Below are 21,061 nucleotides of genomic sequence, written 5' to 3' on the forward strand. Positions count from 1 at the left end.
CGCCCGTCACGGTTTCCAGCGATACATCAGCACCTTGCCGCGCGCGTCTTCCTCGACGAACACCAGGTATTCGCCGTTCTCGCGCCGGAACGCGCTGATGCCGAACGGCACGTCGACCCAGCCCGATGCCTTGCCGACCTCCGCGCCCGGGCTCATCACGCCGACTTCCTTGCCGGTTTCCTTGTCGTACACGTGGATCTTGCCGACCGGCTCCACCGTGAAGATGTAGCGGCCTTCGACCGTGATACCGATCAGGTCGAGGATCGGCTTCGCGTCGAGCTGCCACGGCAGCGCGACCGTGTAGCGCACCACCGGCGAGCCGGTCGACCACTTGTCGAAGCGCACCAGCACGCGGCCGACTTCCTTGTTGATGCCTGCCTGCGGCGGCGCGTCGGCCGTGTAGCCCGTCACGTACAGCGTGTCCGTCTGCGGCTCGTAAATCGCGCGGCGCAGCTGCGTGAACGGCTGCGGCATCGGATAGGTCGTGACCTTGTCGTACGAATAGATCGGGTTGCCGGCCTTGTCGACGCCACCGTAGCCGAAGCGGTGTATGCCGCGCACGTCGCTCGTGCGCCAGATGTCGCCCTTGGTGTCGACCCACCAGCCCCAGCCACCCGCCTTTGCCTTGCCGGTCGTGTTGGTCGTGAATTCGTCCTCGTCGAGCCGGCCGTTGCCATTCGTGTCGCGCCAGATCCAGTCGCCGCCAGGCGGCTTGTTCGGCACCTTGTCGACCGGCCGCGCGCGACCCGCGATCAGGCCCGACGGAATCGCGACCTCGCCGTCGCGCTTCGCGTCGAAGCGGTAGATCTTCAGGTGGTCGGCGTACATGTCGGTCAGGTACAGGAACGTGCGGCCGTCGACGCGCCGCGCGAACGGCATGCCGGGATACTGGTCCGTGTGGAACACGGGATCGTCCGGATACTTGAAGCGGTTCGACAGAAAGCCGGCGTATTTCCAGTCCCGGCCGGGCGGCTTCGACAAATCCAGCTCGAAGCGCTTGTTGCCCGTATACACGCTGTTCGGCCGCGCCGGATCGAGCCACGCGCCGTCGACGAACAGCAGCCCCTGCACCTGCCAGCGCAGCTTGCCGTCCGGCGTATAGCTCTCGAGCACGGCGCCGAGCCCCGCGCCGATCGTGTCGTGACGCGGCCCGATGCCGTTCATCGACACATACACGTTGCCCGCTCGATCGACGCCCACGCCCGTCAGCCCGTTGAAGCGCTGCGGCCCCGGACGGCCGGGCACCGGACCCGCGAAGATTCCGCCGCGCTCGCCGAGCGTGCCCGACGGCGCATAGCCCTTGCCACCTTTCGAGAAGATCAGCACCTGCTGCCGAGGCCCGTTGTCCGCGACCAGCACGCGTCCTTTCGCGTCGACCGCCACGTCCACCGCCTCGGTGCCGTCGGGCAGCGCGGGCGCGTCGTCGAGCTTGCGGCCGTCCGCGCGCACGTGCACGAGGTGCGCGGGCCCGCCGATCGTATCGGTGAGCAGCCACAGCGTGCCGTCGCCGGCGAGCGCGATGCGGCCCGGCTCGTGCGCGCTCCAGGTGGCCTTCTTCTGCATCGTCTCGGCGTCGTACACGTCCACCGCGTCATGCGACGGATTCGTGGAGAACAGCGTCCTGTCGTCGGCCGCGAGGCCGCCGACTTCCGCCTTCGCCTCGCCCACTTCCGACCGGGCCGGGGCCGGCACCTCGTTGACCATCATGAAGCTGGCGGCCATCCGTGCGCGACCGGCATCGGCGCGCCCGCCCGGCGCGACCTGCGGCGCGGCGCGGAACGGCGCCGGCTGCTTCATGTCGCCGATCGTGCGGCGCGAAATGCCGAACCACTGCTTGCCCTTGTCCGGCCAGATGCCGGGCGACTGCAGATGGCCGCGCTCGTTGCCGACGCCGATCGCGACATACGCATACTTGCCGTTCACCGCGACCGCGTTGCCGCCGAGGTTGCCCCAGCCGTGCGTGCCGCCGGCGAAGCCGAGCATCTTCCCGTCCTGGTAGACGCTCGCCTCGGCGCCGCTCTCGTCCCACGGCGCGTTCGTATACACCTTGCCGTCGGGCGTCACCGCGATCGCGCGGATGTCGATCTGCGTCCAGCTGCCGTCGCCATAGCCGAACGTGTTGCCGATCCACGACGTGGTCGCGGGCAACACGGTTTCAGCCGATGCGGCGCTCGCGGACAGCGCCGCGCATACCGTCATGCCAACCAGAATCAGACGTCGCAATGCGCTCTCCAGACTCGATGCGGAAGCGACCGGCGGCGCGGCATGCTGCCTGCACTCGATGCCCTGTCGCTAAATAGGTTTCAAACGTCGCGATGCAGGTTACAAGCAAAAATAATCACAAGAAATTTGGAAATATTTGGGGATGTTTCGACCTGAAATATCGAGCCGGAACAGCGAGGAATTGGCCCGGCAAAACGGAAATATCGACCGCCTTTCATGCGGCGATCCGTAGAAAATGCCGCTCCGGCCCGCCCCGTCGGGGTGCGTAGCCTGCAAACCTTTCATGTCGCGATTGAAACGACCGGCATTCGAATCTTTTCAGCCGGATAAATGACATGCGTTTTTTTGCCGATTTCTTTTCCCTAGAATCGATTTCGATTCAATATTTCATTTAAACGCATGCATTACGTTCACGCATCGGATGCGCGGCGCGCCACGGCATCGGCCGCGCGTCGCGAAGGAGCGGCGCGATGACGGGCATCTCGCGCACCGCCGACCTCGCCCCGCCGCAACACGGCCGCATCGTGCAGCTCGACGGACTGCGCGCGATCGCCGTCGGCGCCGTGTTCCTGCAACACGCGCTGAAGGCGCCGCTATGGATGGGCGTCGACCTGTTCTTCGTGCTGAGCGGCCTGCTGATCACCGGCATCCTGCTCGATCGCAAGGCCCGCGGACAGTCGTACTTCAGCCACTTCTACGCGCGCCGCGTGCGCCGGATCCTGCCGCCGTACGTGCTGCTGCTGGTCGTGTCGACGCTGCTGTTCGGCGCGAGCTGGCTGCCGCACTGGCCGTGGTTCGCGTTCTTCTCGACCAACATCGGGCTGTCGCTCGGCAGCATCGGTCACGACAGCCTGAACGTGCTGTGGTCGCTCGCAGTCGAGGAGCAGTTCTACATCTTCTGGCCGTTCGTCGTGCTGTGGTGTTCGGAGCGCGCGCTGCTGTGGATCGCCGCCGCGCTGATCGTCGCGGCGCCCGTGTTGCGCGCGATCGCGACGCCGTGGTTCGATTCGTTCTGGCCGATCTACTACCTGACGCCGTTCCGGATGGACCTGCTGGCCGCGGGTGCGCTGCTCGCGATCGTGCTGCGCCGCGACCGGCGCGCGCTGGAGCCGTTCTATCCGCTCGCGATCGTCGGCGCGCTCGTGTCGCTCGCGATCCTCGGCTGGCTGCACCTGTCGTTCCCGCGTTTCCGCGCGGCGAACACGCCGCTGTCGAACGCCGCGCTCTACAGCGTCTCGCTGCTGCTCTGCACGTCGATCGTCGTGATCGCGCTGCGCGGACGCGGCATCGTGCAGCGTGTGCTGACGAACCCGCTGCTCGTGTACGTGGGCACCGTCAGCTACACCGTCTACCTGATTCACCTGAGCGTGCTGTACGCGCTGTGGCCGCTGCACCTGAATCGCTTCGTCACGGCCGCGCTCGCCCTCGCCATCACGCTCGCGTACGCCACCGTGAGCTGGTACGGCTTCGAGCGGCGCCTGACGCGCGGCCCCGCACGCGCCACGGTACCCGCCGCCGCGCGCACGACCGCCTGAATTTCTCAATCCATCGATTCGACCAGGACATTGCCATGAGCCAAACTCGCAAGAAGGCCATCATCACGGGGATCACCGGGCAGGACGGCGCCTACCTGACCAAGCTGCTGCTCGACAAGGGCTACGAGGTCACGGGCACCTACCGCCGCACCAGCTCGGTGAACTTCTGGCGCATCGCCGAGCTCGGCGTCGACACGCACCCGAACCTGTCGCTCGTCGAGCACGACCTGACGGACGCCGGCTCCAGCCTGCGGCTGCTCGAACGCACGCAGCCCGACGAGTTGTACAACCTGGCCGCGCAGAGCTTCGTCGGCGTGTCGTTCGATCAGCCGGCCACGACCGCCGAGGTCACCGGCATCGGCCCGCTGAACCTGCTCGAGGCGATCCGCGTGGTGAGCCCGAAGACGCGCTTCTACCAGGCATCGACGTCCGAGATGTTCGGCAAGGTGCAGGCAATTCCGCAAACGGAAACGACCGCGTTCTACCCGCGCAGCCCGTACGGCGTCGCGAAGCTGTACGCGCACTGGATGACCGTGAACTACCGCGAGTCCTATGACCTGTTCGGCTGCAGCGGCATCCTGTTCAACCACGAATCGCCGCTGCGCGGCCGCGAGTTCGTCACGCGCAAGATCACCGACACCGTCGCGAAGATCAAGCTCGGCAAGGCGACCAAACTCGAACTCGGCAACCTCGACGCCAAGCGCGACTGGGGCTTCGCGCTCGAATACGTCGAAGGGATGTGGCGGATGCTGCAGGTCGACGAGCCCGACACCTACGTGCTCGCGACCAACCGCACCGAGACCGTGCGCGACTTCGTGCAGATGGCGTTCGCGGCCGCCGGCTACCAGATCGAATGGACCGGCAAGGGCGAACAGGAACGCGGCCTCGACGCATCGAATGGCAACGTGCTCGTCGAAGTGAACCCGAAGTTCTACCGCCCTGCCGAAGTCGACCTGCTGATCGGCTGCGCGGACAAGGCCAAATCCAAGCTCGGCTGGGCGCCGGAAACGACGCTCGAGCAGCTTTGCCAGATGATGGTGGAAGCGGACCTGACGCGGAATCGTCACCATGACACGTACTGATGCCGGACGCTCGTCGCGCCGTGCGTTCGTCACGGGCCTGACGGGCTTCACCGGCCGCTACATGGTGCAGCGCCTCGAGGCGGCCGGCTACGACGTGTGGGGCACCGTGGCGCCCGGCGCGGCGCGGCCGGACGATCGGGCGTTCGCGAACTGCACGCTGCTGCCGGTCGACCTGCTCGACGCGCAAGCGATGCGCGCGGCGGCCGCCGATGCGCGACCCGATGCGGTCGTGCATCTGGCTGCGCGTGCGCACGTCGCGCAGGACGAGCCGTCGCAGACTTACGCGGTCAATATCGTCGGCACGCGCAACTTGCTGGCCGCGCTCGCCGGCCTCGACCGCCGTCCGTCGGCGGTGCTGCTCGCCAGCAGCGCGAACATCTACGGCAATTCGACGGCCGGCGTGCTCGACGAAACCGTCGCACCCGCCCCTGCAAACGACTATGCGGTCAGCAAGCTCGCGATGGAATACGCGGCGAAACTGTGGGCCGACCGCCTGCCGATCGTGATCGCGCGGCCGTTCAACTACACCGGCGTCGGCCAGGACGATGCGTATCTGCTGCCGAAACTCGTGTCGCACTATGCGCGCAACGCGCCGCGCATCTCGCTCGGCAATCTCGACGTGAGCCGCGATTTCTCCGACGTGCGCGACGTAACGGCCGCCTATCTGAAGCTGCTCGAAGCCGCGCCGGCCGGCGAGACGTTCAACGTCTGCTCGGAGCGCGCGTATTCGCTGAAGGAAGTGCTGGCGATGCTGTCGCGGATCGCCGGTTACGTGATCGACGTGACGATCGATCCGCGTTTCGTTCGGCACAACGAGGTGAAGCGACTGAGCGGATCGCGCGACAAGCTGCGGCGCGCGGTGGGCGAGCTGCCGGTGACGCCGCTCGACGACACGCTGCGCTGGATGATGGAAGCGATGCGCGACGTGCCGCGGCACGCGCAGGCTGGGCACGCCGGCTGATTCCGCCAGCGCGCGCGGCGCCGACCAAAAGACGACGGGCCGCTCGATCTGATCGAGCGGCCCGTCGTCATGTCGGCCGTGAAACCTGCCGCCGCGCTCAGCCCTCGAGGCCGCGCGCGAGATCGTTGCGCAGGTCGCCCGCGTTTTCCAGGCCGACCGCGAGGCGGATCAGCCCCTCGGTGATCCCCGCGGCCGCACGCGCTTCCGGCGTAACGCGAGCATGCGTCGTCGTCGCCGGGTGCGTGATCGTCGTGCGCGTGTCGCCGAGGTTGCCGGTGATCGAGATCAGCTTGGTGCCGTCGATCACGCGCCACGCATTCGCGCGCTGCTGCTCCGGCGTGTCGCCCCTCAGCTCGAACGATACGATCGCACCGCCCGCCTTCTGCTGGCGCTTCGCGAGTTCGTGCTGCGGATGCGATTCGAGCCCCGGATAGAACACGCGCGCGACGGCCGGATGCGAATCGAGCCAGCGCGCGATTTCAAGCGCGTTCGCCGACTGCTTCTCGACGCGCAGCGACAGCGTCTCCATCCCCTTCAGCAGCACCCACGCGTTGAACGCCGACAGCGTCGGCCCCGCGCTGCGTACGAACGGGAACACCTTGCCCATGATGAATTCCTTCGAGCCGACCAGCGCGCCGCCGAGCACGCGACCCTGCCCGTCGAGGAACTTCGTCGCCGAGTGCATCACGACGTCCGCGCCGAGCTTCAGCGGTTGCTGCAGCACCGGGCTGCAGAAACAGTTGTCGACGACGAACAGCGCGTTCGCGGCCTTCGCGATCTTGCCGATCGCCTCGATGTCGGCGAGTTCGGTCAGCGGGTTCGACGGCGTTTCGAGGAAGAACATCTTCGTCTCGGGCCGCACCGCTTCCCGCCATGCGTTCAGGTCGGTCGGATCGACGAAGGTCGTCGTGATGCCGAACTTGCTGAAGATCTGCGAGAACATCCCGAGCGTCGAGCCGAACAGGCTGCGCGAGCTGACGAGGTGATCGCCTGCCTGCAGCGCGGACATCACGACCGACATGATCGCGGCCATGCCCGACGCCGTCGCGATGCAGGCCTCGCCGCCTTCGAGCGCGGCGAGACGATCCTGGAACATGGTGACGGTCGGGTTCGTGAAGCGCGAATAGGTGAAATAGTCTTCCGAATTCGCGAAGCGCTCGGCCGCCTCGGCCGCGCTCGTGAAGCAGAAGCTCGACGTGAGGAACAGCGCTTCCGAATGCTCGTTGAAGTTGCTGCGCAGCGTGCCCGCGCGCACGGCGAGCGTGTCGAAGTTGAGGGAGTCGTCCATGTTCCGTTTTCCGTATTCGAGGGTCGCGCCGCGGGTCATGCATCGGGCGCGCACCCAGCCACAAATCAGGCCAAAACAAAAAGCCCGCTATGCGTCGGCATCAGCGGGCTTCGGTGCGGTACGACAGCGATCGACTCGGGCCGGCTGCCGCCGGCCTTCGCTTTAGCTGTTTTGGGAAGTCGCCCCGCGTCCGCAAGCTGAATCAAATCGACGCAAGGCCACATCCTATCACGCTTCGTCGGAAGCGCGCGCCGGCATCACTCGACCGACAGCTGCAGGTTCATCTGCGAACGCGCGGCATCGCCGGCCGTGTCGCGATCGGCCTGCGACGCCGGTGCGAGACGCGCGCGCTCGATCGCATCGAGGTACTCGGGCGTCACGGCGCCGGTGATGTAGTTGCCGTCGAAGCACGACGCCTCGAAGCGCTCGAGCTTCGGGTTGATGTCGCGCACCGCGCGGCGCAGGTCGTCGACGTCCTGATAGATCAGGTGGTCGGCGCCGATGATCTTCGCGACTTCATCGTCGGTGCGGCCGTGGGCAACCAGCTCGCCGCGCGTCGGCATGTCGATGCCGTACACGTTCGGGAACTTCACGGGCGGTGCCGCCGACGCGAAGATCACCGACTTCGCGCCCGCATCGCGCGCCATCTGCACGATCTCGTGCGAGGTCGTGCCGCGCACGATCGAGTCGTCGACGATCAGCACGTTCTTGTCCTTGAACTCGATGCTCATCGCATTGAGCTTCTGGCGCACCGACTTCTTGCGCACGGCCTGGCCCGGCATGATGAAGGTGCGGCCGACATAGCGGTTCTTGAAGAAGCCTTCGCGATACTCGACGCCGAGCTTCGCGGCGACCTGCATCGCGGCCGGACGCGACGAATCGGGAATCGGCATCACGACGTCGATCGGCACGTTCGGCAGCTCGCGCTTGATCTTCTCGGCGAGATAGTCGCCCATGCGCAGGCGCACGTTGTAGACGGGCACGCCGTCGAGGCACGAATCCGGACGCGCGAGATACACGTATTCGAACATGCACGGATTCAGTGTCGGGTGCTCCGCGCACTGCTGGCTGTGGAAGTTGCCGGCCTTGTCGATGAAGATCGCTTCGCCCGGCTGCACGTCGCGCACGAATTCGAACCCGATGCCTTCGACCGCCACCGACTCCGACGCAACCATCCACTCGGTGCCGTGTTCGGTCTCGAGCTTGCCGATGCAGAGCGGGCGGATGCCGAACGGATCGCGGAACGCGAGCAGGCCGTAGCCGGCGATCAGCGACACGATCGCGTACGAGCCCTGCAGGCGGCGATGCACGCCCGCGACCGCCTTGAACACCGCGGCCGGATCGAGCTCGAGGCCCGTCGTCGACAGCTGCAGTTCGTGCGCGAACACGTTGAGCAGCACTTCGCTGTCGGAATTGGTGTTGATGTGCCGGCGGTCGATCCGGAACATCTCGTCCTTCAGCTGTTCCCAGTTCGTCAGGTTGCCGTTGTGCGCGAGGATGATCCCGAACGGCGCGTTCACGTAGAACGGCTGCGCCTCGGCTTCGCTCGACGCCGAGCCGGCCGTCGGATAACGGACCTGGCCGATGCCGAAGGTGCCGGGCAGGCTGCGCATGTTGCGCGTGCGGAACACGTCGCGCACCATACCGTTCGCCTTGTACATGTGGAAATTGCTGCCGTCCGCCGTCGCGATGCCCGCTGCGTCCTGACCGCGATGCTGCAGCAGCAGCAGGCTGTCATAGATCAGCTGATTGACAGGGGATTGGGAGATAACACCTACGATGCCGCACATGGCATGTCCTTCAAGATGACAAAATCGGTTCCGTCCTGCCCGGCCGCGTCGTCACACGCGCACGTACTGGGCCATGCCGTCGGGCAGGAGCTGCTTCAGCTCGTGCACGCCCTGTTCGGCGAAAGGACGCAATAGCGCATTGCGCCAGAATTCCTGTTTGGGCAATTCGGTCAGCCCGGCCGCCGCGACCAGCAGCACCACCAGCACGCAGCCGCGGACGAGCCCGAACATCATGCCCAGCGAGCGATCGACTCCGCCGAGGCCCGTCGCCTGCGCGATCCGCGACAACAGCGCGTTCGCGACACCCGCGACGAACACGACGCCGATCACGATCAGCGCGAACGCCAGCACCCACTGTGTCAGCGCGCCGCCCGGCCAGTTCGCCGGGATATACGGCACGACCAGTCCGACATAGCGGGCCGCGATCGCAATCGCCGCGATCCAGCCGATCAGCCCGAAAATCTCCGAGACGAAACCGCGCCATGCGCCACGCAGCGCAGACAACGCGATCACCGCCAATACAGCGTAGTCGAAAGCCGTCAGCATCGCACGTTACTGCGTGAGTCCGGCTTCGCGCACCTTCGCGATCGCGGCGGACGCCGCCGCGCGATCCGCGAACGGGCCGGCACGCAGCAGTGTAGCCGTGCTGCCGTCCGCCTGCTTGCGATGCTCGACATATGCGGGCACCCCCGCCGATTTCAACTTGGTGGCCCACGAACGGGCCGTTGCGTCGTCCTTGAACGAACCGAGCTGCACCGCGAAGCGCGCACCGGCCGGCGACGCCGGCGACGATGCGTCGCCGGCGTCGGCCGCGGCATCCGCGTTCGCGACCGTCGCGGGCGCCGGTTTCGGCGCGGCCGGCTTCGGTGCGGGTGCGGCCGTGGCCGGCTTGGCGGCGGGCTTCGGCGGCGTCACGCTCGCCGTGGTCGTCGGGGTCGTGGTATCGGGCTTCGCGGCCGGCCTGGCCGCATCCTTGGCCGCGGGCGCGGGCACGGCCGCCACGGCGACATCGGATGCCGGCGGTTCGTCGTGCGCGACGCCCGCCTGCACGTCGGATGCATCGTCGTCGCGCGGTGCCACCGCCTGATGCGCGGGCCGGTTCGGGATGTCGATCGCGATGTCGTCCGTCACCGGCTTCGGGTGCGAATCGAGCACCATCGGCAGCACGATCACCGCGGCGACGACGAGCGCGATCGCGCCGACGAGACGCCGGCGGGCGCGTTGCTTTTCTGGAAGGGTCGGATCGAGGAGCAGTGCGTCCGATTCCGGACGCTCGGTGCGGCGCGTGCGTCGCTCGACGCGTTCAGTGCGCTCCGTGCGCACGTTCCGGGAGGCCCCGGTACGACCGCCGCGCCGCGGGGGCGCGTCGTCGTCTTTCTTGCCGAACGAGAAAATTCCCATGAATGGCTGAGTCCGAAACTGCCCGTCAGTCAGTGTTGCTGCGATTTCCGGTAGGCCATCACACCTGCCACCGTATGGAAACTGCCGAAAACCACGATTCTATCATTCTCGGATGCTCTTTTTAGTGCATCGCGAAACGCTTCGGCGGGCGACGCGAACCGCGTCACGCTCGAATCGGCCCCCTCCTCCACGCCGGCCTTGCGCAGCGCGGCTTCGAGCTGCTCCGCGCTCGCCGCACGCGGCAGCGGCAGGTCGGTCACGCACCAGTGGTCGATCTCGCCCTTCAGATGCTGCAACACGCCGTCGATGTCCTTGTCGTGCATCGCGCCGAATACCGCGTACGTGTACGGGAAGAAGCCCATGTTGCCGAGATTCTGCTCGAGCACGGCCGCCGCATGCGGGTTGTGCGCGACGTCCAGCACGATCGCCGGCTTGCCGGGCAGCACCTGGAAGCGCCCCGGCAGTTCGACGTTGGCGAGCCCGAGCCGGATGTCCTGCGCGGACACCGGCAGCACCGGGCGCAGCGCCTCGAGTGCAGCCAGCGCGGCCGATGCATTGATCAGCTGATTCGCACCGCGCAGCGCCGGATACGCGAGCGCCGGATAGCGCTTCTCGCGGCCGAGGTAGCTCCATTGCTGGCGCTCGGCGCCCGGCTGCGCTTCGTAGCGAAAATCGCGACCGACCAGCCACAGGTCGGCGCCGATTGCTTCGGCATGCTCGACCAGCGTGTTCGGTACCGCGGGATCGCCGCAGATCGCCGGCTTGCCCGCGCGGAAGATCCCTGCCTTCTCGAATGCGATCTTCTCGCGGGTATCGCCAAGGTATTCGGTGTGGTCGATGTCGATGCTCGTGACGATCGCGCAATCGGTATCGATGATGTTGACCGCATCGAGCCGGCCGCCGAGGCCGACTTCGAGGATCACCGCATCGAGCCCGCGCGACGCGAACAGGTGCAGGATCGCGAGCGTCGTGAATTCGAAGTACGTGAGCGACACCGGCTCGGGCAGCGACGTGCGCGCCGCCTCGACGGCTTCGAAGTGTGGCAGCAGCTCGGCGTCGCTCACCTGCTGGCCGTTCACGCGCGCGCGCTCGCCGAACTCGAGCAGGTGCGGCGACGTGTGGCAACCGACCTTGTAGCCCGCGTGAACGAGGATCGCCTCGAGGAACGCGCAGGTCGAACCCTTGCCGTTCGTGCCGCCGACCGTGATCACGGGGCACGCGAATTCGAGCTGCAACGCCGCCTTGACCTGCCCGATGCGGGTGAGGCCCATGTCGATGCCGACCGGGTGCGCGCGTTCGAGATGCGAAAGCCACGCGTCGAGAGTGGGAAAAGTGCTCATCGGATCAAATCTGAATCGGTACCGCCACTACGCCAAAAAACGAAACGCGCCGCCCGGCGGTTCAGCCGGGCGACGCGCGCAGTTCACAACGCCGCGCCAATCAGGCCAGCGCGTCGGCCGGCTGTCGCTGCAGCAGCGCGAGCAGTTGCGCGATCTCGTCGCGCATCTTGCGGCGATCGACGATCATGTCGATCGCGCCAGTCTTCAGCAGGAATTCCGCGCGCTGGAAGCCTTCGGGCAGTTTCTCGCGAACCGTCTGCTCGATCACGCGCGGGCCGGCGAAGCCGATCAGCGCCTTCGGCTCCGCGATCACGACGTCGCCGAGGAACGCGAAGCTCGCCGACACGCCGCCCATCGTCGGGTCGGTCAGCACCGAGATGAAAGGCAGCTTGGCTTCGGCCAGCTTGGTCAGCATCGCGGTGGTCTTGGCCATCTGCATCAGCGACAGCAGGCTTTCCTGCATCCGCGCGCCGCCCGACGCCGTGAAGCAGATGAACGGCACCTGCTGCTCCAGCGCATTCTGCGCGCCGCGTGCGAAGCGCTCGCCGACGACCGAGCCCATCGAGCCGCCCATGAACGAGAATTCGAAGCAGGCCGCGACGACGGGCAGCGTGTGGATCGCGCCGCCCATCACGACCATCGCGTCGGTCTCGCCCGTTTCGTCCATCGCTTCCTTCAGACGATCGGGATACTTGCGGCTGTCCTTGAACTTCAGCGAATCGACCGGCACGATTTCCTGGCCGATTTCATAGCGGCCTTCCGGATCGAGCAGCCCGTCGAGACGCTCGCGCGCACCGATGCGCATGTGGTGATCGCACTTCGGGCACACGTGCAGGTTGGCGTCCACGTCGTTGCGGTACAGCACGGCCTCGCAGGACGGGCACTTGACCCACAGGCCTTCCGGAATGCCCTTGCGGCTTTTCGGGTCGGTCTGCTTGATCTTCGGCGGCAACAGTTTGTCGAGCCAGCTCATCGTATGGTTTCCTGTTCCGTGGCGGGGCGGGCCGACCGGCCCGTTCCCGCTTCCTGTGTTGTGTTTATCGCGCCGTCTTGCCGGCGCCGTCCAGGGCGGCGCGCAGCTCGGCGATGAAAGTCTTCAGCGCGGCGGCGGCGCTTTCCGGCGCGGCGCTCTCGAGCAACTGCACCAGGCGGCTGCCGATCACGACGGCGTCCGACACTTCGGCCACCGCGCGCGCCGTCTCGGCGTCGCGGATGCCGAAGCCGACGCCCACCGGAACCGGCACGCGCGACTTGATGGCCGGGATTTTACCCGCAATGCTCGAAACATCCAGATTTCCGGCGCCGGTCACGCCCTTGAGCGACACGTAGTACACGTAGCCGCTCGCGATCTTGCCCACGTCGGCGATGCGTTCGTCGGTCGACGTCGGCGCGAGCAGGAAGATCGGATCGATCCGCACGGCACGCATTTTCTCGGCGAACACGCCCGCTTCCTCGGGCGGATAGTCGACGACGAGCACGCCGTCGACGCCGGCCGCCTGCGCTTCGGTCGCGAACGTATCGACGCCCATACGCTCGATCGGGTTCGCATAACCCATCAGCACGACGGGGGTTTTCCGGTCGGTCTCGCGGAAGCGCTTCACGTCGGCGAGCACGCTCTTCAGCGTGACTCCACGCGCCAGCGCACGCTCCGACGAGCGCTGGATCACCGGACCGTCGGCCATCGGGTCCGAGAACGGCACGCCGAGCTCGATGACGTCGGCGCCGCCTTCGGCGAGCGCGTGCATGAATTCGACGGTCTTCGCGGGATCGGGGTCGCCGGCCGTGATGAACGGGATCAGGCCCTTGCGGCCTTGTTCGGCGAGTGCGGCGAAGGTCTGCTGGATACGGGAGGACATGGCAATTTTCCTTGATGCGATCGGCACTGCGGCGGCGCGACTCACGCGCACGCCGGCGTGGCGAGCGCGTTCACGCGCTCGTGCGCGATCGCGCAATAACTTTCGTTGATCTCGTAGCCGACGAAGTCGCGCCCCTGCCGTGCGCAGGCCACCGCGGTCGTGCCGCTGCCCATGAACGGATCGAGCACGCGGCCGCCCGGCGGGCAGCTTGCGAGCACCATCCGCTCGATGATTTCCAGCGGCTTCTGGGTCGGATGATCAACGCGCTCCGCGTGCTGCCGGTGCAGGCGCGAGACCGACCAGACGTCCTTCGGGTTGTAGCCCATCTCCAGCCACTTGCTGCCTTCGAACAGCTTGCGCGAGCGGGCCTTCTTCGTGTCGGCGTCGTACGGGATGCGGACCGGATCGAGATCGAAGTAATACGCCTTGGAAACCGCGAAAAAGCCGATGTTGTCGTGCACCGACGTGAAACGGCGCGTCGTGCCGCCCATGCTCGGCACGCGCCGGTCCCAGATGATCTCGTTGACCATCGTGAGCTTCGTCTTCAGGAAGCTGAAGATTTCCGGCGCGTACTGCCACGTGCAGAAGATGTACATCGACCCGCTCGGCTTGAGCTTCGGGATCGCGAGTTCGAGCCACTCGCGCGTCCACGCGAGAAAGTCGTCGCCCGAGCGCTTGTCCGAGTCGTTGCCGTAGTCCTTGCCGAGCCCGTATGGCGGATCGGCGACGATCAGGTCGATCGACGCATCCGGCAGGCGCGCGGCTTCGGACATGAAATCGCGGTTGTGCAGCTCGATCCCGGACGGCAGCGCGCACGGCACGGCGACGGCGGACTGCACCGCCTCCGCTTCACTCGCGGCACCGCCGCCCGGTTGTTCGATCAGGTCACGCATCGGTCGGGGTCAGAGCGCGATGCCCGATCGCTCGGCGACCGTGTGCATGTCCTTGTCGCCGCGACCCGACAGGTTGACGAGCAGGATCTTGTCCTTCGGCAACGTCGGCGCGAGCTTCACGCCATACGCGATCGCGTGGCTCGACTCGAGCGCGGGAATGATCCCCTCGATCCGGCAGCAGTCGTGGAACGCCTTCAGCGCCTCTTCGTCGGTGATCGCCACGTACTGCGCGCGGCCGCTGTCCTTCAGCCATGCGTGCTCGGGACCGACGCCCGGATAGTCGAGCCCGGCCGACACCGAATGCGTCTCGATGATCTGGCCGTTGTCGTCCTGCAGCAGGTACGTGCGGTTGCCGTGCAGCACGCCGGGGCTGCCGGCGATCAGCGACGCCGCGTGACGGCCGGTGTCGAGGCCGTCGCCGGCCGCTTCGACGCCGATCAGCTGCACCGACGTGTCGTCGATGTACGGATAGAAGATGCCCATCGCGTTCGAGCCACCGCCGACACACGCAATTACCGCGTCCGGCTGCCGGCCGGCGAGTTCCGGCATCTGCACCTTGCACTCGTCGCCGATCACGCGCTGGAAGTCGCGCACCATCGCCGGATACGGGTGCGGGCCCGCGACTGTGCCGATGATGTAGAACGTGCTTTCGATGTTCGTGACCCAGTCGCGCATCGCTTCGTTCAGCGCGTCCTTCAATGTGCGCGAACCCGATTCGACCGGCACGACCGTCGCGCCGAGCAGCTTCATCCGGTAGACGTTCGCGGCCTGGCGGCGCACGTCCTCGGCGCCCATGTAGACGATGCACTCCATCCCGAAGCGCGCGCAGATCGTCGCGGTCGCGACGCCGTGCTGGCCGGCGCCGGTTTCGGCGATCACGCGCTTCTTGCCCATCCGCTTCGCGAGCAGCGCCTGGCCGATGACGTTGTTGATCTTGTGCGCGCCGGTGTGGTTCAGGTCCTCGCGCTTCAGGTAGATCTGCGCGCCGCCGAGCATCTCGCTCCAACGCTGCGCGTGATAGATCGGCGACGGACGACCGACGAAATACTTCAGTTCGCGCTCGTATTCGGCTACGAAATCGGGGTCATTGCGGAATTTTTCATACGCCGTGCGCAGTTCGTCCAGCGCGTGAATCAGCGTTTCGGCGACGAACACGCCGCCATACGGGCCGAAGTGGCCGTGATCATCAGGAAGGTTGTACATGGTGTCACTCTCGATCGGTCGGCGCGCCCCGCTGTCGGGGCCGCACCGGCTTGCATCACCCGGCGTCCGCTTCGCGCACCGCGCGTACGAACGCCGCCATCCGGGCGTGATCCTTCACGCCCTTCGCGCCGTCCACTTCGATGCCGCTCGAGACATCGACAGCAAGCGGGCGCAACTGGCGGATCGCATCACCGACGTTTTGCGCGTTCAAGCCACCACTCAAAACGGCCCGATGCGCGAGCTCTGCGGGAATAAGTGACCAATCGAAGACCTTGCCGCTACCGCCGTAGTCCGGCACCAGGGTGTCGAACAGGAGGCCGCGCGCTTTCGAATAATGAAGAGCCGATTCTACCAAATCGGCTGGCTGCGTCGAGGGGCCGACGCGCACTGCGCGCAACCACGGCAGACGTGCCGCGCGGCCGAGGGTGTCACACTGCTCGGGCGTCTCGTCGCCGTGGAATTGCAGCACCGTGAGCGGCACGTCGCGCACGACCGCCTCGATCTCGGCTTCGGTCGCGTTCACGAACAGCCCGACCACCGACACGAACGGCGGCGCGAGGCGCGCAAGCTCGGCCGCCTGCGCGATCGATACCGCGCGCGGGCTCTTCGGATAGAACACGAGGCCAATCGCGTCGGCCCCGAGCGCGGCCGCATGCATCACGTCCTCGGGGCGCGACAGGCCACACAGCTTGATGCGCGTGCGCGACACGAGGCCGGCCGCGGCGGAAGTCGGAGAAGACACGGCGTGATCCGTCATGGTTGGGGGTCCAGGTCGGCCCAGACGCTGCTCCACGGCACGCTGCCGAGCTGCGCGGGCGGGACGGCGAATTCCGCCGGGTAGCCGACATGGGCGAGGTACAGCCCGTCGGCCATGAACGTGGGCGCGGCGAGATTGCGGTCGCGCCCGGCCAGCACGTCGGCGAGCCAGTCCGCCGGGTAGCGGCCGCGCCCGACCGCGACGAGGCAGCCCATCAGGTTGCGCACCATGTGGTGAAGGAACGCGTTCGCGCGGAAGCGGAAATGAATGAAGTGGCCCGCACGCCGCACGTCGATCTCGTACAGGTGTTTGACCGGCGTCTTCGACTGGCATTCCGACGACCGGAACGACGAGAAGTCGTGCTCGCCGATCAGGTGCGCGGCGGCGACGCGCATTGCGTCGTCGTCGAGCGGCGTGTGGATCCAGCCGGCCCTGCCGGCCAGCATCGGCGAGCGCACGGGATGCACGTACAGCGCGTAGTAGTAGGTGCGTTCGAACGCCGAGAAACGCGCATGGAACGTGTCCGGCATCGGCTTCGCCCACTGCACGGAAACGGTCGACGGCAGGAACGCGTTGGTGCCACGCACCCACGAGAAATCCGTGCGGTCGAGATCCGTGTCGAAGTGCACGACCTGCCCGAGCCCGTGCACGCCCGTATCGGTCCGCCCCGCGACCGTCGTGTGCAGCGGCACGCACGCGAATTCGCCGAGCGCGCGCTCGAGCGCGTCCTGCACGGTCTTGCCGTGCGGCTGCGCCTGCCAGCCGCAGAACGCGGCGCCGTCGTACTGAATCCCCAGCGCGATCCGCATCACGCCTCTTCCGCCAGTTTCGCGAGCAGCGCGCGCGCATCGTCGCGCGTCGCGGCGTCGTTCGCATCGACGACTTCCTGCAGCAGTGTGCGCGCGCCGGACAGGTCGCCCAGCTCGACGTACTCGGACGCGAGATCCAGCTTGTTGCGTGCGATGCGCGCGAGCTCTTCCGGTGTCAGCGCGGGCAGCACGGCGCCCGGCGCGGACGGCAGGTCGAGATCGAAATCCAGCTTCAACGCGCCGAACTGCGCGCCGCCGAGCGGCGGCAGCGACGACGGCGCAGACGCGCCACCCGCGTGCGGCGCGGGCGTTGCCGCATCCGGATCCCAGTCGAACTCGTCGTCCTGGTCGGCCGGGTGCTCCGGCAACGGATCGTTCGCACCAACCGGCGGGTGCGATGCGGACTGACCGTTAGTTGCGATCTGCTCGCTTGCGGCTTGCCTTTCCCGAGCGGCCGGCTCTTCTGCCGTACGCGGCGGCAGCGGCATGTCGAGGCTGCTCAGCGCGCTGATCGCGTTCTGCATCAGTGCCGCGTGCTGATCGTCGTTCGTCGCCGGCGCGGCGGGTGCGTCGATCGACTGACCGGGGAGTGTCTCCGCGACGGGCTTCGCGTCGTGCGGTGCCGGCTCTGCGGCGGGCGCGGCCGGCGCTTCCATTTGATCGTCTTGCGGCGTTGCCGCTTCCGGCGACGAAGGCACGTCGAGATCCCGCGTTTCGGCCACCTCCGCCGCTACCGCAGCGGCCGAAACGAGATTCACATCGGCGGCTGCGTCGCGTGCGACCGGTGTCTCGGGAAGAATCGGCGGCACGGGTTCGACGGGCGACGATGATGCGCCGGCATCCGAAGCGGCCGCCCCGCCGGATTCCGCGGCGACCGCCTCGGCGCGCCGCGCATTCCGGCGCTTGCGCCATGCGAAGCCGGCTGCGAGAACGACCACCGCCGCGCCAGCCGCCGCGGCCGGTCGCCAATCGATCTGTTCGGAATCACGCGCGGACGGCGTCACCGTCGCGGGCGCGGCCGGCTGCACTGGCGCCGATGCCAGCTGCGCCGCACTGGCGGCCACACCGGATGCCGCCTCGCTCGCGGCAGGCGACGACGCGGCAGCAGATGCGCCGTCATTCGCGGCGGGACGCGGGGCAGCAGGCGCCGGCACGGGCGCAACGTTGTTCGTCGCGGCCGGCTTGCCGATTCCGTGTTTCTGCAGTTCCATCAGCACGCGATTCTTCAGCGCGAGCAGTTGCTGCAGGCTCGACGGCCGCGGCTGCGACGCGCCAGCGACGGGCGCCGCCGCGGATGGTTCGTGCATGCCTTGAGCCTGGCCGCCCTGCGTGGGCTGGATGGCGGCTTCGCTCGCGGACGACGGGGTCGCGGACTGGATCGCGCCGCTCCACACGTGCGGCCCGCTTGCCCCGGCCGCAGGCGCGGCCGGCTGAACTGGTTCAACCGTCGACGCGCCATGCACGGCGGACGCGCCGGTCGAAGCCGATGCCCCTGCCGCGACTGTCGCCGTCGCGACGCTTGCGCCGCTGACGGGTGCCGCATGTGCAGCCGGCGCCGTTTGCACGGCCGACCCCGGATGCGGCGCGGACGCGCCATGCTGCGTAGCCACAGCCGCAGTTGCGGCCGTACCCGACGCCGCGGCCACCGCGGACGCGGCCGATGCACCTGATGCACCTGACGCACCGGCCGCCGCCAGTGCCGCGCCCGTCGCGTCGAGCGCCGGCACCGTCAGCGTCGCGCCGACTTTCAGGCGGCTCGGGTCGCGCTTCATGAATGCCTGCGGGTTGGCATCGAACAGCGCGCGTCCGGCGCGCGCGAGCACGCCGGGATCGTGCGACTGCGTGGCCGCCTTCGCGAGATCGTTCAGCGACTGGCCCGGCTGGACTGTCACGGTGAGCGGCGCGGGGCCGCCTGCGGCGGAAGCCGGCAGTTCGACGGTGCCGGCCGCCCAGGCCGACGCGGCCGCACCGAGCGCCAGGATCGCCAGCGCGCCACGCACGGCGCGCGACAGACGGGACTGACGCGGAAACAAGGAAATTCGGGACATCGTAGGCTCTATCGCCGCGCGCGGGCGCGGCTCGGATTCGCGTAGGAAAGCGTCAATAAAGTCGCCGCAGAAATGCAAAAGCGTCGCGCAGAACGCGACGCTTTCGGCGACTCTGCGCGTCGTAATCACATAGTTTACTTCACGCGATCGGGTTCCGGCCGAATTCGTCGCCGGCGGATGCGGCCGTCCATGCCGGTGCATCGGCGCAACTGCTACCCGCGCCGCGCCGCCGGCGCGCGAATCGCGCGACCGCCATGCCGATCCTCACCATCAATCGCGCACGGCCGTTTTATCGAAAAGGGGGCATCAATCGATGAAAATTGTGGAGGCCGCATCGCTTCGGGAATGAATTCATGCCCGTATCGTTCGCGTCGGGCCCTCTCGCAAGCGTCTCGAGGTTTTCGCGCGTATGCCGCGGCGCCGACCAACAAAAAACGCCTGCCGCCCCGCGAAGGGCAGGCAGGCGTTTCGCGTCGCGCGCCGACGGGGCGCGCAGCACAGCCCGATCCTTACTTGTCGAGCAGGATGCGCAGCATGCGACGCAGCGGCTCGGCCGCGCCCCACAGCAGCTGATCGCCGACCGTGAACGCCGACAGGTATTCGCCGCCCATCGCGAGCTTGCGCAGGCGACCGACCGGCACCGTCAGCGTGCCGGTGATCTTCGCCGGCGACAGGTCGCGCATCGACGCTTCACGCTCGTTCGGCACGACCTTCACCCAGTCGTTCGCCGACGCGAGGATGCCGTTGATTTCGTCCAGCGGGACGTCCTTCTTCAGCTTGATCGTCAGCGCCTGCGAGTGGCAGCGCATCGCGCCGATCCGCACGCACAGCCCGTCGACCGGGATCGAACCCGGCTCGCCCATGGCCGGCTTGCCGAGGATCTTGTTGGTTTCCGCGCCACCCTTCCACTCTTCCTTCGACATCCCGTTGCCGAGATCCTTGTCGATCCACGGAATCAGCGAACCCGCGAGCGGCACGCCGAACTGGCTCGTCGGCATTGCATCGCTGTTCATCGTCGCGAGCACGCGGCGGTCGATGTCGAGAATCGCGGAAGCCGGATCGGCGAGCTGTTCCTGCACCGAACCGTGCAGCGCGCCCATCTGCGACAGCAGTTCGCGCATGTTCTGCGCGCCCGCGCCCGATGCGGCCTGGTAGGTCATCGCCGTCATCCAGTCGACGAGGTTCTCGCGGAACAGGCCGCCGAGCGCCATCAGCATCAGGCTGACCGTGCAGTTGCCGCCGACGAAGTTCTTCGTGCCCTTGACGAGCGCGTCCTTGATCACGTCGAGGTTGACCGGATCGAGGATGATGACAGCGTCGTCCTGCATCCGCAGCGACGAGGCCGCGTCGATCCAGTAGCCGTTCCAGCCGGCCGCGCGCAGCTTCGGAAACACGTCGTTCGTGTAGTCGCCGCCCTGGCACGTGATGATCACGTCGCACTTCTTCAGCTCGTCGACGTTGGTCGCGTCCTTGAGCGTAGTCTCGTTTTTCGCGAACGACGGCGCCTTGCCGCCCGTGTTGCTGGTGCTGAAAAACACCGGTTCGATCAGGTCGAAATCACCTTCTTCCTGCATGCGCTGCATCAGCACGCTGCCGACCATGCCGCGCCAACCTACGAGACCTACGTTCATGACTAACCCTTTGAATGGAGCTTCCCCGCCATTTCCGCCCCCGGCGTGACCGCGCGGGGAAACAGGCGGGCACGACGGACGATCAGCGTTTAATGATCGTTTTCGTGGTAATGGTTTTCGTGATGACGATGGCGCGCGCACCCGCACGGGCAGTGTTGCCGTGGAGTTTCAGGACCGGGGAGATCAGGGAAATCAGCGCCATCGTTCGAGTCTACACAAAGCCGGTTGGCCGCACAACGGCCAA

At 67.2% G+C, this 21,061-nt stretch carries 18 protein-coding genes; 3 read left to right on the forward strand and 15 right to left on the reverse strand.

Annotated elements, in window-relative coordinates:
• Positions 1-6: 6 nt before the first annotated feature.
• Entirely contained in the window at positions 7-2,199 is a 2,193-nt protein-coding gene (locus ACV22W_RS02660; RefSeq protein ID WP_448018110.1) for a hypothetical protein, read from the reverse strand.
• Positions 2,200-2,693: 494 nt separating this feature from the next.
• Here ACV22W_RS02660 and ACV22W_RS02665 point away from each other — a divergent pair, with 494 nt between their 5' ends.
• Genes ACV22W_RS02665 through ACV22W_RS02675 form a run of 3 tightly spaced genes read left to right on the forward strand, consistent with a single transcriptional unit; the run spans position 2,694 to position 5,801 of the window.
• On the forward strand, positions 2,694-3,758 hold the full coding sequence (locus ACV22W_RS02665; protein WP_448017607.1) for an acyltransferase family protein: 1,065 nt from the start codon (positions 2,694-2,696) through the stop codon (positions 3,756-3,758).
• 35 nt (positions 3,759-3,793) lie between these two features.
• Positions 3,794-4,840 carry a GDP-mannose 4,6-dehydratase gene (gmd, locus tag ACV22W_RS02670; RefSeq protein ID WP_059524769.1) on the forward strand — a complete coding sequence of 349 codons (1,047 nt, stop codon included), beginning with the start codon at positions 3,794-3,796 and terminating at the stop codon, positions 4,838-4,840.
• Complete coding sequence (locus tag ACV22W_RS02675; RefSeq protein ID WP_448017608.1) at positions 4,827-5,801, forward strand: NAD-dependent epimerase/dehydratase family protein; 975 nt, start codon at positions 4,827-4,829, stop codon at positions 5,799-5,801. The genes gmd and ACV22W_RS02675 overlap by 14 nt, the downstream gene beginning before the upstream one ends.
• 97 nt (positions 5,802-5,898) lie before the next feature.
• Here the strand turns inward: ACV22W_RS02675 and ACV22W_RS02680 are convergent, their stop codons facing one another.
• From ACV22W_RS02680 to ACV22W_RS02745, 14 genes are all read right to left on the reverse strand, one after another.
• Positions 5,899-7,089, reverse strand: coding sequence for an O-succinylhomoserine sulfhydrylase (locus ACV22W_RS02680; RefSeq protein WP_448017609.1), 1,191 nt, complete (start codon positions 7,087-7,089; stop codon positions 5,899-5,901).
• Between the two features lie 257 nt (positions 7,090-7,346).
• Complete coding sequence (gene purF, locus ACV22W_RS02685; RefSeq protein WP_448017610.1) at positions 7,347-8,879, reverse strand: amidophosphoribosyltransferase; 1,533 nt, start codon at positions 8,877-8,879, stop codon at positions 7,347-7,349.
• Positions 8,880-8,930: 51 nt separating this feature from the next.
• Positions 8,931-9,425, reverse strand: a complete 495-nt coding sequence (locus tag ACV22W_RS02690) for a CvpA family protein (RefSeq protein WP_448017611.1) — start codon at positions 9,423-9,425, stop codon at positions 8,931-8,933.
• A gap of 6 nt (positions 9,426-9,431) precedes the next feature.
• On the reverse strand, positions 9,432-10,280 hold the full coding sequence (locus ACV22W_RS02695; protein WP_448017612.1) for an SPOR domain-containing protein: 849 nt from the start codon (positions 10,278-10,280) through the stop codon (positions 9,432-9,434).
• Between the two features lie 29 nt (positions 10,281-10,309).
• On the reverse strand, positions 10,310-11,620 hold the full coding sequence (gene folC / locus ACV22W_RS02700) for a bifunctional tetrahydrofolate synthase/dihydrofolate synthase (RefSeq protein ID WP_175915662.1): 1,311 nt from the start codon (positions 11,618-11,620) through the stop codon (positions 10,310-10,312).
• A 100-nt stretch (positions 11,621-11,720) separates the two neighbouring features.
• Complete coding sequence (accD, locus tag ACV22W_RS02705; RefSeq protein WP_044843820.1) at positions 11,721-12,593, reverse strand: acetyl-CoA carboxylase, carboxyltransferase subunit beta; 873 nt, start codon at positions 12,591-12,593, stop codon at positions 11,721-11,723.
• Between the two features lie 64 nt (positions 12,594-12,657).
• Positions 12,658-13,476, reverse strand: coding sequence for a tryptophan synthase subunit alpha (gene trpA, locus ACV22W_RS02710; protein ID WP_448017613.1), 819 nt, complete (start codon positions 13,474-13,476; stop codon positions 12,658-12,660).
• 41 nt (positions 13,477-13,517) lie between these two features.
• A complete protein-coding gene (locus ACV22W_RS02715; RefSeq protein ID WP_059524755.1) occupies positions 13,518-14,369 on the reverse strand; it encodes a DNA-methyltransferase in 852 nt (283 codons plus the stop codon).
• Positions 14,370-14,378: 9 nt separating this feature from the next.
• Positions 14,379-15,572 (reverse strand): tryptophan synthase subunit beta, encoded by a 1,194-nt coding sequence (gene trpB / locus ACV22W_RS02720; RefSeq protein WP_448017614.1) that lies wholly within the window; start codon positions 15,570-15,572, stop codon positions 14,379-14,381.
• 55 nt (positions 15,573-15,627) lie between these two features.
• On the reverse strand, positions 15,628-16,329 hold the full coding sequence (locus ACV22W_RS02725) for a phosphoribosylanthranilate isomerase (RefSeq protein ID WP_448018111.1): 702 nt from the start codon (positions 16,327-16,329) through the stop codon (positions 15,628-15,630).
• Entirely contained in the window at positions 16,326-17,138 is an 813-nt protein-coding gene (gene truA, locus ACV22W_RS02730) for a tRNA pseudouridine(38-40) synthase TruA (protein WP_448017615.1), read from the reverse strand. The genes ACV22W_RS02725 and truA overlap by 4 nt, the downstream gene beginning before the upstream one ends.
• A complete protein-coding gene (locus tag ACV22W_RS02735; protein ID WP_448017616.1) occupies positions 17,138-19,186 on the reverse strand; it encodes a FimV/HubP family polar landmark protein in 2,049 nt (682 codons plus the stop codon). The genes truA and ACV22W_RS02735 overlap by 1 nt, the downstream gene beginning before the upstream one ends.
• Positions 19,187-19,695: 509 nt before the next feature.
• Positions 19,696-20,817, reverse strand: coding sequence for an aspartate-semialdehyde dehydrogenase (asd, locus tag ACV22W_RS02740; RefSeq protein ID WP_059466419.1), 1,122 nt, complete (start codon positions 20,815-20,817; stop codon positions 19,696-19,698).
• Positions 20,818-20,899: 82 nt separating this feature from the next.
• Entirely contained in the window at positions 20,900-21,019 is a 120-nt protein-coding gene (locus ACV22W_RS02745; protein ID WP_006756675.1) for a hypothetical protein, read from the reverse strand.
• Positions 21,020-21,061 lie beyond the last annotated feature (42 nt).

It is taken from the genome of Burkholderia sp. AW49-1 (genome assembly GCF_053427845.1).